This window comes from Tardiphaga sp. 215_C5_N2_1 (assembly GCF_052076055.1).
Lineage (GTDB): Bacteria > Pseudomonadota > Alphaproteobacteria > Rhizobiales > Xanthobacteraceae > Tardiphaga > Tardiphaga robiniae.
Window position 1 is genome coordinate 567913 of record NZ_CP197240.1, and the last position, 12844, is coordinate 580756.

A 12844-nucleotide genomic window follows, 5' to 3' on the forward strand; every position below is an offset into this window, starting at 1 on the left:
TTTGCGTTTGCGGTTCTGGCTAGACGATCACCGGCTGTTCGGCGACGCCCTCGCGGCCGAAGATGCGCAGATAGCGTTCGATCTCTGCAGGGCTGCTGCCGGTGGTCTTGGCCGGATTGTCCGAGAGCTTCACGGCCGAGCGGCCGTTGGCATAGGTGACCTTGCAGACCAGGCTGATCGGGTCGAGTGAATCGAGCCCGCGCGGATGCGCGCCGCGGAAGTCGTTGGTGGCCATGGTGCCCCAGCCGAAGCTCTCGCGGATGCGCCCGCGGAAACGCTGATGCAGATCGATCATCAGATCGACTTCGAGACCGTCGCTGAACATCGCGCGCTTCTTGCGCGGATCCTCGCCACGCATGGCGTACCAGGCGATCATCTCTTCGCCCGCCGCAACCGGCTCCTTGCTGTCCATGCGCATGCCGGTCCATTGTGAGGCCCAGGGCGGTGCGTCGCGCAGGAACTGCGTCATGCCGAACGTATCGGGCAGAATGATCAGCAATTCGCCGTCATAGACCTCCTGCCATTTCGCCAGCACGTCATATTGCGCGGTCTTCAGCTGGTCGTCGTTTTCGGCGAGGCAGGCGAACACCATCGGCAGTTCGTGCGAATTGGTGCCGATGGCTTCGAATGAATGCTTGAAGGCGAGCAGGGCGTTCGACGTTCCGACGAAGCTGCGGCCAAGCTCGTTGGCCATCGCGTCCGTCACCCATTCCTGCCACAGGAAGCCGTGGCGGCGACGGGTGCCGAATTCCGCGAGCCGCATGTCCGGATAGGATTTCAGCTTCTTGATCTTGTTCCAGATCTTGGTCTTGGTCTGGGCGTAGAGAATATCCAGCTCGAACTTGTCCAGCGTGGCCATGGCGATCCGCGACCGCAATTCGCTGACGATGGCGAGGGCGTAGATCTCCCACATCGTGACTTCGGCCCAGTCACCTTCGAAGGTGAGCACATATTGGCCATCGATGGTCTCAAGCTTGTAGTCAGGCAACCTGAAGCTGCGCAGATATTCGATATATTCAGGACGGAAAATGTCGCGGCGGCCGTAGAAGCGGTTGCCGGCCAGCCAGATCAGTTCGTTCTCGCGGAATGAGAGCGTGCGGGCATGATCGAGCTGCGCGCGCAGCACCGCTTCCGGAATGATCTCGGCAAGGCGGACGGTCTTGGTGCGGTTGATCAGGCCGAAGGTCACAGGCACCTTCGGATAAAGCATCCAGATGAACTGATGCATCAGGAATTTGTAGAAGTCGGTGTCCAGCAGCGACCGGATGATCGGATCAAGCCGGTAGTTGTGATTGTGGACCCGGGTGGCGAAATCCATCATGGCAACGCCACTCCTGGTAACGTGCCTGATCGTGGCACCTGCACCGAAACGGCAGTGGCCGCATCGCTGACGCTGTCTTTGCAGCAGTTCATTAAATTGGCGTATCCGCCGGGTTTATCGATGTCAACGCAAGCGCTGAACCGCGCTTTCACAATCGAGGATTGTCGTGGCAGCCCGGCGTTTGTCCATCTGTTTTTGGCCTTGATCCTGCATCTGCGGGCATTGCGCAGAATTGTTTGCATGCTTACGATTTCCACCTGCCGGTGGGCGCCCCGAAACGATGAAGGACAGCACCATGAAAGTCGTCGATCTCTCCCACATCATGAACATCCACACGCCCGGCTGGGTCGGCTATGCCGGCAACAAGATGTATTATGCGCAGAACCTGCAGACGCAGATGATCGTGGCGCAGCGGATCGAGACGGCGCTGCATGCCGGCACCCATTTCGACGGCGCGATGCACGCCACCGACGGGCGCAAGGGCGACATGGCCTCGCTGCCGCTGGATTACCTGTTCAATCGCGGCGTGGTGGTCGACATCTCAAGCCAGATGCATGACTGGGCGGTGATCACGCCGGAGATGCTTGAGAAGTCCGGCGCGGATATTCGCGAAGGCGACATTCTGATCCTGCACACCGGCTGGCACAAATATTATGAAGGTCAGGCGCAGCAGGATCTGGTGAAATACTTCTGCTATCACCCCGGCCCGAATCTCGACACGCTGCACTGGATGCTGGAGAAGAAGATCAAATGGTTCGGCATGGACACGGGTTCCTGCGATCACTCGATGAACACCTCGATCCGCAACATGCGGCCGGACATCGCTGCGCAGTTCACCAAGAAGCACGGCAAGACGCCGGCGGAATTCTTCGGCACGTTTGAGTATAATCACAAGCTCTCGGGCCGCCACGTGACTGCCGACATGTTTCCGTTCCACAATTACGCGTTCCAGGAAGGCTTGTTGCATGCGGAGAATATCGGCGGCGACATCGAGCTGATGCTGAACCAGCGTTGCCTGATCGGCGCCTTCCCATGGCGCTATGACGGGCTGGAGTCATGCCCGTGTCGTATCCTGTGCTTCACGGATACGGGCGATGCCTCGGTGGAAGCCATGGGGAACGCGGCGAAGGCGATCATGGGGTGATGTAGTTTAGGTCCACACCGTCATGGCCGTGGCTCGTCCTGGCCATCCACGTCCGTCTGGACTAGCGGCCAAGTCGTGGATGCCCGGGACACGCCCGGGCAATACGTGGAGAGGTCGGTTGATCGTTGTCTAGCGCCTTAGTCTCGCATCAGGTGCGTTTGCCTGCAGTGTATTCTGAATCGCCTCGCGGAGCAGGGGATAGTCCGCACGATCCCAGTCCGACATTCGCACGTCCGCCAAAAGCGCCGCTGACTTGCCGAACACGACGATGCGGTCGCCCACCGCCATGGCCTCTTCGAGCTGATGCGTAATCAGGATCGCGGTCGATTTAAACTCGCGAGCCAGATCGACGAAGGTCTTTCGCAGCTCATTGGCCGTAACTTCATCGAGCGCGCTGAAGGATTCATCCGCCAGCAGGATTTCCGGCTGCACCGCAAAGGCGCGCGCAATCGCCACGCGCTGGCGCATGCCGCCGGAAAGTTCGCGCGGATAGGCGTTAGCGAATTTTTCCAATCCCAGCCGTTTCAGCCACGTCAGCGCGCGCTCCTGCTGAACATCTTCGGCGATGCCGATCAGTTCGAGCGGAAGCTTGACGTTGTCGAGTGCGGAGCGCCACGGAAACAGCCGGTCCTGCTGGAAGATCGTCGCGATCTTGCCGCGGAAGGCGTTGAAGTCATCATAGGGTGTCTTGCCGCCGATGCTGATGCTGCCGGCGGTGGGATGTTCGAGGCCGATCAACAGATCGAACAGGGTCGACTTACCGCAACCGGTCTTGCCCACGATGGCGATGAGTTCGCCGGGCTCGATCCGCAGCGACAACTGGTCGATGGCTGTGATCGACTGGCCGGAGGTGGTCTGGCGAAATACCTTGCGCAACTGCGCGATCTCGATGGGCGCTGAAGCTGCCGTCATGCCCGCCACCGCAATACGTGCGTTTCGAGCCTGACGAGCAATGCTTCGAGGAAGAACAGCAGCACGACCAGCACCAGCGTCCAGGCAAACACGTCGGCCACCGAGAACAACTCCTGGGCGACCGAGAGCTGATGCCCGATGCCGGTGACTGCGCCGACGAGTTCAGCGATGGTGACGACGCGAATGGCCAGGCTGAGCGTGATCTTCCAGCTTGTGATGATCCCTGGCATGATCGCCGGGAGCATCAGCTTGTGGAAAAACTGCAGCGGTGTGGGCCGAAAGGAACGGATCATTTGTTTCAGGTCGCGCGACACCTCGCGCATGTTGTCGAGCGCATCGACTGTGAAGACCGGCGCGCAGACCACGACCAGCACGAAGACGATGCGAAACTCAACGCCCTTGAACCACAACACCGCGAACAGGATCCAGGAGACGACCGGTACGGCCATCAGGATACGCACCATCGGGCGCAAATATTTCTCGATGCTGTCCGACAGATACATCAGCACCGCGACAAGGAGGCCGATGACGAAGGACACGACCAGCGACAGCAGCACGCGGCCGAGCGTCACCGCGACGTCGAGCGGGGTGATCTTGGTCAGGCTTTCGGCAATACGGCCAAGGCCCGGGATTGCGAAAGCGGGGATGCCCAGTGACGGCGCCAGATAGGACATGACCTGCCAGACCGCTGCGAAGAGCACGATCGATATGATCGTCTCGCGCGGCAGGCTGGAGATCATCAGGCTTCGCGGTGACCTTTCGAAGATCGGTTCCTCGAATGGCGTGGCACGTCTCGGCTCGTCAGGGGGCATAGATGATCGCTTCGTCAGGCAGCTTTGGATGGAAGCCGGCGGCGACGGCGCGCTCGAACGTATCCCAGATGCTCTTGCGTTCGGTGGCGTCCCAGGCTGGCTTGGCGTCGAAGTCCCAGCGCTTGGCGAGCACGGCTTCCTTCAGGATGCCGGGCGGCAGCTTCACGGTCTCGACCGCAATCTTGTCGGCACCATCCGGATCGCTGCGCAGATATTTGGTGACGTCCGCAAGCGCCGCGACGAATTTCTTGGGCGCATCCGGGGCTTTCTTGATGGTATCCTCGCGCATGGCATAAACCAGCTCCCAGCCGGTGGTGCCGGCAATCTCTTTCCATCCGTCATTGGCGTTGAAGATGATCTTCAGCGACGGATCGTCCTTCATCATCATGGTGGCGATCGGCTCGATGATCATCGCGGCATCGACGCGGCCGGCGGCAAGCTGCGCACGCGCTACAGCAAAGTTCGCGTTGACCAATGTCATGTCCTTGGCGAGGTCCATCTTTTTGGATTTCGCGTAGATCGACAGGATCTGGAATTGCCCGCTGCCCATGTCGGCGGCGAGTTGCTTGCCTTTGAGGTCGGCCAGCGACTTGATGGTCGGGTCCTTGGTGATGATGACGAGATCGGCGAGCGTGGCACCTGTTGCGACGATTTGCAGCGGCACGCCTTCGAGGCGCAGCTTCTGGAAGTAGGTGGGGCCGCCGATCAGCGTGTCGATTTCGCCGGTGGCGAGGCCCGCATAATAAGAGGAGAAAGAAGGATAGACCTGAACTTCGGCCTCGAAACCGTTCTTGGTATCGAACTTCTGCGCCTTCATGATGTTGATGATGATCGGCGCGAAGACGGGAAGTGTCAGGCTACCCACGCGGATTTTTGTCGGCGCCTGCGCCTGCGAATTTGTTGCGAGCGCGCTGCTCATCAGCGTAGCAGCCGTGCCCATTGTGAAGGCGCGTCGCGAAAGTCCGGTCATGACATCTCCTCAAGAAACGTTGTGGCGCGTGGCTTTTCGATCGGTTTATGCGGCGGTGCGATATTTGTTTGTTTGCAAATGATATGCCAAAATTGAATCCACTAAATCCTCTTGCAGTCATGAAATAACGCTACTAGCATTTCGTTTGTGTGCAAATGAAATCTGCTCTGACTGCAGGAGGCGACGATGCCGCACGTGACGACGCCCGACGGGACGCAACTCTATTATGAGGAAGTCGGCACCGGGAGTCCTGTGGTTTTCGTTCATGAGTATGCGGGAGATTACCGCACCTGGGAGCCGCAGCTTCGTTACTTCTCGCGCTCCTATCGTTGCGTCACCTACAGCCAGCGCGGTTATCCGCCATCGGATGTACCGACCGATCCAGCGCGTTACGGCCAGGATATTGCACGCGATGACGTCATCGCACTGATGGATGCACTGAAGATCGACAAGGCGCATATCGTCGGTCATTCCATGGGCGCATCGACGGCGCTGCATGTCGGCATTCACTATCCGGATCGTTGTTTGTCGGTGACCGCTGCAAGCTGCGGTTACGGCTCCAGTCCCGATCCTGCCTTTGTGGAGCAGGGCCGTGCAGCCTCGCGCGAGACCGCAAAAATGTTCGAGACGGTCGATTTCCCGACCGCTGCGGCGCGTTACGCCGATGGTGCGACGCGTCAAACCCACAAGAACAAGGACCCGCGCGGTTTTGCCGAATTCGCGCGGATGCTGGCCGATCACTCCCCGGTCGGGCATGCGCTGACCATGCGCGAGCTGCAGGCCAAGCGGCCGATGCTGTGGGAGATGAAGCCGCAACTCGAGACATTCACGCCGCCACTGCTGATCATCGTTGGCGACGAGGACGATTGGTGCCTCGATCCCAGCATCTTTCTCAAGCGCACGGTGCCGACAGCAGGTCTTCTGGTATTGCCGCGTGCCGGCCATACCATCACCAGCGAAGAGCCGGCGGCCTTCAATGCAGCGCTGGCTGAGCTTTTCCCGGCGGCCGAGTCCGGTCGCTGGATGTCGCACAAGCCGGCGGCCTGAGCGATGAGCACGCCCGGCGATATCGTCATTGATATTGCGGACGGCATCGCAACGCTGCGTCTGGCCAATCCGGCACGACGCAACGCGATCTCCACGGCGATGTGGAACAAGATCGCTGCCTTTGCCGACGACGTCGCCACCCGCAAGGACATCCGTGTCGTGGTCATCCGCGGCGAGGGCGAGCTGATGTTTTCCGCGGGCGCAGACATTTCCGACTTTGCCACGGCTCGATCAGGCGAGGGCAATGCCCGCGCCTATGATGATCTGGTCGAGAATACCTGTCTGGCCATTGAAGCGATCCCGCAGCCGACCATCGGTCTGATCTATGGGGGCTGCATGGGCGCCGGGTCATCCGTTGCTGCGAGTTGCGACATGCGCGTTGCTGCGGATGATGCTTTCTTCGCAGTACCCGCCGCCAAGCTTGGTCTGGGCTACGATCCGCGCGGTATCGCGCGCTTCATTCGCGTGTTCGGCGCCGGTGCGACGCGGCAAGTCTTGTTTACGGCGGATCGTCTGTCTGCCACGCGCGCTCATGCGCTGGGCGCGGTGCATGTCGTTGCACCGAAGGCTGATATTGAATCGCTGGCTGGGGAGCTTGCAAGGAAGATCGCCGGCAATGCGCCGCTGACGATCAAGGCGGCCAAGGCTGCGATCCGTGCACTGTGCACCAACAACGCCGAACTCCTGGCTGAAGCCGAGCAGTTCTATGCCGCGGCGGACGCCAGCGCCGACTACGCCGAAGGCCGCAAGGCCTTTGCCGAGAAACGACCCCCGCGCTTTACAGGAAGCTGATTGACCTAAGAATTTTCGTTTTCACTTCCGCCAACCTCAGAAGGACACGCACATGGATCTCCAACTCAAAGGCAAATGCGCTCTCGTCACCGGCGGCAGCGAAGGTATAGGCAAGGCGATTGCCATGACGCTGGCAAAGGAGGGCGTCAATGTTGCCATCTGCGCCCGCCGTATGGAGCCGCTCGAGAAAACTGCTGAAGAAATCCGCAATGCCTACGGGGTGACGGTCGTCGCGATTACCGCCGACCTCACCAAGGATGCGGATGCCAAGGCTTTCGTCGAGAAGGCCGCCAAGGAACTCGGCAGCATCGATCTGATGATCAACAATGCCGGTTCGGCGCCGGGCGGTGTGATCGAGACGCTCACCGAAGCCGACTGGGAACAGGCGCTGCAGCTCAAATTCATGGGCTATGTGCGCTGCCTGCGCTACGCGCTGCCCATCATGGTCAAGCAGGGTGGTGGCCGCGTGGTCAATCTGATCGGCAATGACGGCGTCAAGCCATCCTATTGGGAAATCGCACCGGGTGCTGCGAACGCTGCTGGTCAGAACATGACCCTGTCGCTCGCAGGTCAGTACGGCCGTCACAATATCTCGTTCTGCGCCGTCAATCCGGGCCCGGTTCGTACCGAGCGCTGGGCCGGCCTTGTCAACGCCATGTCGCGCGACATGAAGATCTCCTACGAGGAAGCCGACAAGCTGGCGCCGGCTTCGATCCCGCTCGGCCGCATCGCGGAAGTCGAGGAAGTTGCAAATCTCGTCGTCATGCTCGCGTCACCACTCGTGCAGATGGCGAACGGCACCATGATCGAAATCGATGGCGGTCAGGACAAGGCGCTGATGGATCGCTTCCGCGACCGGTAGTCGTCAAAACAGAACGCGCGGCGGCGGAATATCGCTGCCGCGCAGCTCTGCGAAATTCGGTCGCAGATGCGTGCGCATCGGCCGACATCAGATGATCAAAACTTCGGCGATGTGCTAGGCATGTTGCACCAAGACCGGTCTTGACAACGAAGAGGGTGCGCCGGACTATTTGCGTACAAACTAATTCGCGTTGCAAACATGGGGCTGCAAGCGACGCAAGAGCGAACGGTTGATCCGTTTCTTGCGAAGGCTTCGGCGAGAATCACTTCTATCGCAAACGTCGATCACAACGGAGTTCGATCATGATGACGGCTCGTTCCCTTCACTCACTCGCGATTGCCGGCACAATGGCCGGCGCACTGACATTGTCATTCGGCCACGCGGTTCTCGCGCAGGACACGATCAAGATCGGTGAGCTCAACAGCTACAAGACACAGACCGCGTTCCTCGATCCCTACAAGAAGGGCTGGGAGCTTGCGATCGAACAGATCAATGCCAAGGGCGGCGTGCTCGGCAAGAAGCTTGAAGTGATTTCGCGCGATGACGGCTCGACGCCGGGCGATGCAGTGCGTGTGGCTGATGAGCTGGTGACGCGCGAAGGCGTCAACATTATCGCCGGCACGTTCCTCTCGCATATCGGTCTCGCGGTGACCGAATTCGCCGGCAAGAAGAAAGTGTTCTTTCTCGCCGCAGAGCCGCTGACCGACAAGATCACCTGGCAGAACGGCAACAAGTATACGTTCCGCCTGCGTGCCACGACCTATATGCAGGTCGCAATGCTGCTGCCGGATGCGCTGGCTGCCAAGAAGAAGCGCTGGGCGCTGGTCTATCCGAACTTCGAATACGGCCAGGCCGCGGTCGCGACCTTCAAGGAAATGATGAAGGCCAAGCAGCCTGACATCGAATTCGTCACCGAGCAGGCACCGCCGCTCGGCAAGGTCGATGCCGGCGCCGTGGTGCAGGCCATCGACGATGCCAAGCCGGACGCGATCTTTAACGTGCTGTTCGGCGCGGACTTCTCCAAGCTGGTGCGCGAGGGCACCACACGCGGCGTGTTCAAGGATCGCACCGTCGTGAGCCTGCTGTCGGGAGAGCCGGAATATCTCGATCCGGTGAAGGAAGAAGCGCCGGTCGGCTGGATCGTTACCGGCTATCCCTGGGACAAGATCAAGACCCCGGAATACCTGGCGTTCCTGACGGCCTATCAGAAGAAGTACAACGACTATCCGCGTCTTGGTTCGATCGTCGGCTATGTCACGATGACTTCTCTGGCTGCCGGTATCGCCAAGGCAGGCTCGACCGACACGGACAAGCTGATTACGGCCTTTGAAGGTCTGAAGCTCGACAGCCCGTTCGGTCCGTTCATGTATCGCGCCAGCGATCACCAGGCGACCATGGGGGCCTATGTCGGCAAGATCGCGCTTGAAGGCGGCAAAGGCACCATGAGCGACTTCAAATATGTCGATGGTGCATCTGTGCTGCCCAGCGACGCAGAAGTGAAGAAGCTCCGTCCCGCGACCGAGTAACAGGAAGCACGACGATGATCGCCGTTGATACTCTCCCCGCACGTTCAACGCGGGGAGGGGGATTCCTCCGATGAGTTTCAACGCGTTTCTGTTTCAGGCGCTGAACGGCCTGTCGGCCGCCTCCGGCCTGTTCTTCGTGGCTGCCGGGTTGTCGCTGATCTTCGGCGTCACCCGGATCGTCAATATCGCTCACGGGTCCCTCTATATGATCGGGACCTATATCGCCTACAGCATCGCCACCAAGGTCGGCGGTGCCGTCGGCTTCTGGGGCGGCATTGTTCTGACCGCATTGCTGGTGGCCCTGATCGGCGCTGCGATCGAGATCCTTCTGCTGCGGCGGATTTATCGCGCGCCTGAGCTGTTTCAATTGCTCGCCACTTTCGCGCTGGTGCTCGTTATCAACGACGCGACGCTGTGGATCTGGGGTCCTGAGGATTTGCTTGGCCCGCGCGCGCCAGGCCTGACCGGGTCCATCGAGGTGCTCGGCCGCCGGCTGCCCACTTACGATATCTTCCTGATTTTCGTCGGCCCGTTCGTGCTGTGGATGCTGCATCTGGCGCTGGCCAAGACCCGCTTCGGTCGCTTGATGCGCGCGGCGACGCAGGACCGCGAAATGGTCGGCGCGCTTGGCGTCAACCAGGCCATGCTGTTCACGGGCGTGTTCGCGCTCGGCGCTTTGCTCGCTGGCCTTGGCGGCGCGCTGCAGATTGCGCGCGAGCCGGCAACGCTGGCGACCGACCTGATCGTGATCGGCGACGCCTTCGTCGTCGTCGTGGTCGGTGGCATGGGTTCGATCTCCGGCGCCTATCTCGCGGCGGTCATCATCGCCGAGGTCAAGGCGCTGTGCATCGGCCTCGGCGTGGTCAATTTCGGCGGCTTCACGGTGAACTTCTCGAAGCTCACGCTGGTGGCTGAATTCCTCGTGATGGCTGCAGTGCTGATTGCGCGACCATATGGTCTGCTCGGTCGGGAGCAGGTAGCCGTGCGCAGTGTCGCCGAGCCTGAAGAGCCGCTACGTCCGGCGACTGCGGCCACAAAGATCGCTGGCCTCATCCTTCTTGTCGTTCTCGTGTGCCTGCCACTGATCGCCAAGAGTTCGCCCTATACGCTCGTGCTCGGCATCGACGTATTGATTGCCGTGCTGTTCGCGACCAGCCTTCATTTCATTATGGGTCCTGGCGGCATGCATTCGTTCGGTCACGCGGCCTATTTCGGTCTCGGTGCTTACGGCGCAGCGCTGCTGGTGAAATGGTTTGCTGCGCCGATGGGGCTGGCGCTGGCAGCGGCGCCCGTGCTGGCGCTGGTCGGCGCGCTGCTGTTCGGCTGGTTCGCCGTGCGTCTGTCCGGTGTCTATCTGGCGATGCTTACGCTCGCCTTCGCCCAGATCGTATGGGCGGCCGTGTTCCAGTGGGAAACACTCACAGGCGGCTCCAACGGCGTGCTCGGGGTATGGCCGTCGGTGCCATTCGACAGCCGTGGAGCATTCTATTTCCTCACACTCGCACTCGCTGCGCTCGGGGTGTTGCTGCTCCGCAAATTCCTGTTCGCGCCATTCGGTTACGCGATGCGGGCAGGGCGTGACTCTCCCTTGCGCGCCGAAGCGATCGGTCTCGACGTCAAGCGCGTGCACTGGCTTGCCTTCGCCATTGCCGGCGGCATCTGCGGTATTGCCGGTGGGCTGTTCGCCTTCGCCAAGGGCTCGATCTCGCCGGAGACCATCGGCGTCAGCCGCTCCATTGATGGTCTCGTCATGGTTCTTCTCGGCGGCATCCAGACGCTGACCGGCCCGATTGTCGGTGCGTCGGTCTATGCGGTGCTGCAGGATTTCATGATGCGTTCGACGGAATACTGGCGGGCCTTGCTCGGCGGCATCATCCTGTTGCTGGTGCTGGCGTTCCCGAGCGGCATCGTCGGCGGCTTCGTGAAACTGATCACACGCCGGAAGGCCGCATCATGAGCGACCTCGCCATTCGTTCGCTCTCGAAATCCTTCGGCGGCGTCCGTGCCGTCAATGAGGTCTCGTTTGATATCAAGCGCGGCGAGTTCCTCGCGCTGATCGGACCCAATGGCGCCGGCAAGTCGACCTGCTTCAACATGATCAACGGCCAGCTGCCGCCGGATTCCGGCGAGATCTGGTTCGAGGGCGCCAAGCTCAATGGCAGGAAGCCACGCGATATCTGGCGCCTTGGTATCGGTCGTACCTTTCAGGTCGCCGCCACCTTCAACTCGATGACGGTCATCGAGAATGTGCAGATGGCGCTGATCTCCCACGCCAATCAGGTCTACCGACTGTGGAAGCCGGCATCCTCGCTGCATCGCGAGCGTGCGCTGGAGCTGCTGGCCCAGGTCGGCATGCAGGATGCCGCTGATCGGCCGAGCCGCGAGCTGGCTTATGGCGACGTCAAGCGCGTCGAACTGGCGATTGCGCTCGCCAACGATCCACGGCTGCTGCTGATGGACGAGCCGACCGCCGGCATGGCGCCCAAGGAGCGTAACGATCTGATCGCGCTGGTGAAACGCCTGGTGATCGAGAAGGGCATCTCCGTGCTGTTCACCGAACATTCGATGGATGTGGTTTTTGCCTTCGCTGATCGCATCATCGTGTTGGCGCGGGGCCGGCTGATCGCCGACGGCGATGCGAAGTCGATCCGCGACAATCCGCAGGTGAGGGAAGTGTATTTCGGCACCGGCAAGACATTCCAGAAATCGGAGGCACATTGATGAGCGCCCCGATGCTCTCGGTCGAAAATCTCGGTGCGTCTTACGGAGCCGCGCAGATCCTCTATGACCTCAGCCTGAATGTCGGGCGCGGCGAAGTCGTCGCACTGATGGGCCGCAACGGTGCCGGCAAGACCACGACCATGAAAGCCATCATGGGCCTGATGGCGCAGTCTACCGGCAAGATCCGGTTCGATGGCCACGATATCTCCGGCCGGCAGCCTTACGAGATCGCGCGGCTCGGCCTCGGTTTCACGCCGGAAGACCGTCGTATCTTCTCCGATCTGACGGTGCTGGAAAATCTTGATATCGGCCACCAGCCGCCACGCAAGTTCAGTGACGGCGTGCCGGCGCCGGTCTGGACCGAAGAGAAGTTGCTGGCACTGTTCCCGAACTTGGGCGAAATGCCGAACCGGCCGGGTGGCCGGATGAGCGGCGGCGAGCAGCAGATGCTCACAGTCGCGCGGACGCTGATGGGCAACCCGCTGCTGATCCTGCTGGACGAGCCGTCCGAGGGCGTTGCCCCGCTGATCGTCGAACTGATGGCCAATACCATTCTCGAACTGAAAAAGGCAGGGGTGTCGATTCTGCTCTCGGAGCAGAACGTGCATTTCGCCGAGCTGGTCTCGGACAGGGCCTATGTCCTCGAAAAGGGCCAGATCCAATGGAATGGCACGATGGCCGAGCTTGCGGAGAATATTGACATTCAACGCGCTTATTTGACGGTGTAACGACCAAAA

General features: G+C 60.6%; 12 protein-coding genes. 8 read left to right on the forward strand and 4 right to left on the reverse strand.

Annotated features, from left to right (window positions below):
• Positions 1–19: 19 nt before the first annotated feature.
• Positions 20–1321: a nicotinate phosphoribosyltransferase gene (gene pncB / locus AB7828_RS02475; protein WP_089267118.1), complete on the reverse strand. Its 1302-nt coding sequence runs from the start codon at positions 1319–1321 to the stop codon at positions 20–22.
• A 295-nt stretch (positions 1322–1616) separates the two neighbouring features.
• Between pncB and AB7828_RS02480 the strand changes: the two genes are divergently transcribed.
• On the forward strand, positions 1617–2465 hold the full coding sequence (locus AB7828_RS02480) for a cyclase family protein (RefSeq protein ID WP_441229308.1): 849 nt from the start codon (positions 1617–1619) through the stop codon (positions 2463–2465).
• Between the two features lie 129 nt (positions 2466–2594).
• Here the strand turns inward: AB7828_RS02480 and AB7828_RS02485 are convergent, their stop codons facing one another.
• The 3 genes from AB7828_RS02485 to AB7828_RS02495 form a co-directional block, all read right to left on the reverse strand.
• Positions 2595–3377 carry an ABC transporter ATP-binding protein gene (locus AB7828_RS02485; protein ID WP_441229309.1) on the reverse strand — a complete coding sequence of 261 codons (783 nt, stop codon included), beginning with the start codon at positions 3375–3377 and terminating at the stop codon, positions 2595–2597.
• Entirely contained in the window at positions 3374–4117 is a 744-nt protein-coding gene (locus AB7828_RS02490; protein ID WP_441229310.1) for an ABC transporter permease, read from the reverse strand. Before AB7828_RS02490 ends, AB7828_RS02485 begins: the two co-directional genes overlap by 4 nt.
• A 61-nt stretch (positions 4118–4178) precedes the next feature.
• The gene (locus AB7828_RS02495; RefSeq protein ID WP_441229311.1) at positions 4179–5159 is read right to left on the reverse strand and encodes an ABC transporter substrate-binding protein; all 981 of its coding nucleotides are present in this window, start codon (positions 5157–5159) and stop codon (positions 4179–4181) included.
• 186 nt (positions 5160–5345) lie between these two features.
• On the opposite strand from AB7828_RS02495, the gene AB7828_RS02500 reads away from it, so the two are divergent.
• The 7 genes from AB7828_RS02500 (at position 5346) to AB7828_RS02530 (ending at position 12835) form a co-directional block, all read left to right on the forward strand.
• Positions 5346–6206 carry an alpha/beta fold hydrolase gene (locus AB7828_RS02500; protein WP_089267317.1) on the forward strand — a complete coding sequence of 287 codons (861 nt, stop codon included), beginning with the start codon at positions 5346–5348 and terminating at the stop codon, positions 6204–6206.
• A 3-nt stretch (positions 6207–6209) separates the two neighbouring features.
• Positions 6210–6998 carry an enoyl-CoA hydratase-related protein gene (locus AB7828_RS02505; RefSeq protein WP_441229312.1) on the forward strand — a complete coding sequence of 263 codons (789 nt, stop codon included), beginning with the start codon at positions 6210–6212 and terminating at the stop codon, positions 6996–6998.
• Positions 6999–7050: 52 nt separating this feature from the next.
• Entirely contained in the window at positions 7051–7860 is an 810-nt protein-coding gene (locus AB7828_RS02510; protein ID WP_089267123.1) for an SDR family NAD(P)-dependent oxidoreductase, read from the forward strand.
• Positions 7861–8165: 305 nt separating this feature from the next.
• Complete coding sequence (locus AB7828_RS02515; protein WP_089267318.1) at positions 8166–9386, forward strand: ABC transporter substrate-binding protein; 1221 nt, start codon at positions 8166–8168, stop codon at positions 9384–9386.
• A 70-nt stretch (positions 9387–9456) separates the two neighbouring features.
• On the forward strand, positions 9457–11343 hold the full coding sequence (locus AB7828_RS02520) for an ABC transporter permease (RefSeq protein ID WP_441229313.1): 1887 nt from the start codon (positions 9457–9459) through the stop codon (positions 11341–11343).
• A complete protein-coding gene (locus tag AB7828_RS02525) occupies positions 11340–12107 on the forward strand; it encodes an ABC transporter ATP-binding protein (protein WP_116660388.1) in 768 nt (255 codons plus the stop codon). The genes AB7828_RS02520 and AB7828_RS02525 overlap by 4 nt, the downstream gene beginning before the upstream one ends.
• Positions 12107–12835 (forward strand): ABC transporter ATP-binding protein, encoded by a 729-nt coding sequence (locus tag AB7828_RS02530; RefSeq protein ID WP_441229314.1) that lies wholly within the window; start codon positions 12107–12109, stop codon positions 12833–12835. Before AB7828_RS02525 ends, AB7828_RS02530 begins: the two co-directional genes overlap by 1 nt.
• Positions 12836–12844 lie beyond the last annotated feature (9 nt).

Excerpts from the sequence above, each read along its gene's own strand:
- pncB (WP_089267118.1), bottom strand. The coding sequence starts at position 1,321 with ATGATGGATTTCGCCACCCGGGTCCACAATCACAACTACCGGCTTGAT.
- AB7828_RS02480 (WP_441229308.1), top strand. The coding sequence starts at position 1,617 with ATGAAAGTCGTCGATCTCTCCCACATCATGAACATCCACACGCCCGGC.
- AB7828_RS02485 (WP_441229309.1), bottom strand. The coding sequence starts at position 3,377 with ATGACGGCAGCTTCAGCGCCCATCGAGATCGCGCAGTTGCGCAAGGTA.
- AB7828_RS02490 (WP_441229310.1), bottom strand. The coding sequence starts at position 4,117 with ATGATCTCCAGCCTGCCGCGCGAGACGATCATATCGATCGTGCTCTTC.
- AB7828_RS02495 (WP_441229311.1), bottom strand. The coding sequence starts at position 5,159 with ATGACCGGACTTTCGCGACGCGCCTTCACAATGGGCACGGCTGCTACG.
- AB7828_RS02500 (WP_089267317.1), top strand. The coding sequence starts at position 5,346 with ATGCCGCACGTGACGACGCCCGACGGGACGCAACTCTATTATGAGGAA.
- AB7828_RS02505 (WP_441229312.1), top strand. The coding sequence starts at position 6,210 with ATGAGCACGCCCGGCGATATCGTCATTGATATTGCGGACGGCATCGCA.
- AB7828_RS02510 (WP_089267123.1), top strand. The coding sequence starts at position 7,051 with ATGGATCTCCAACTCAAAGGCAAATGCGCTCTCGTCACCGGCGGCAGC.
- AB7828_RS02515 (WP_089267318.1), top strand. The coding sequence starts at position 8,166 with ATGACGGCTCGTTCCCTTCACTCACTCGCGATTGCCGGCACAATGGCC.
- AB7828_RS02520 (WP_441229313.1), top strand. The coding sequence starts at position 9,457 with ATGAGTTTCAACGCGTTTCTGTTTCAGGCGCTGAACGGCCTGTCGGCC.
- AB7828_RS02525 (WP_116660388.1), top strand. The coding sequence starts at position 11,340 with ATGAGCGACCTCGCCATTCGTTCGCTCTCGAAATCCTTCGGCGGCGTC.
- AB7828_RS02530 (WP_441229314.1), top strand. The coding sequence starts at position 12,107 with ATGAGCGCCCCGATGCTCTCGGTCGAAAATCTCGGTGCGTCTTACGGA.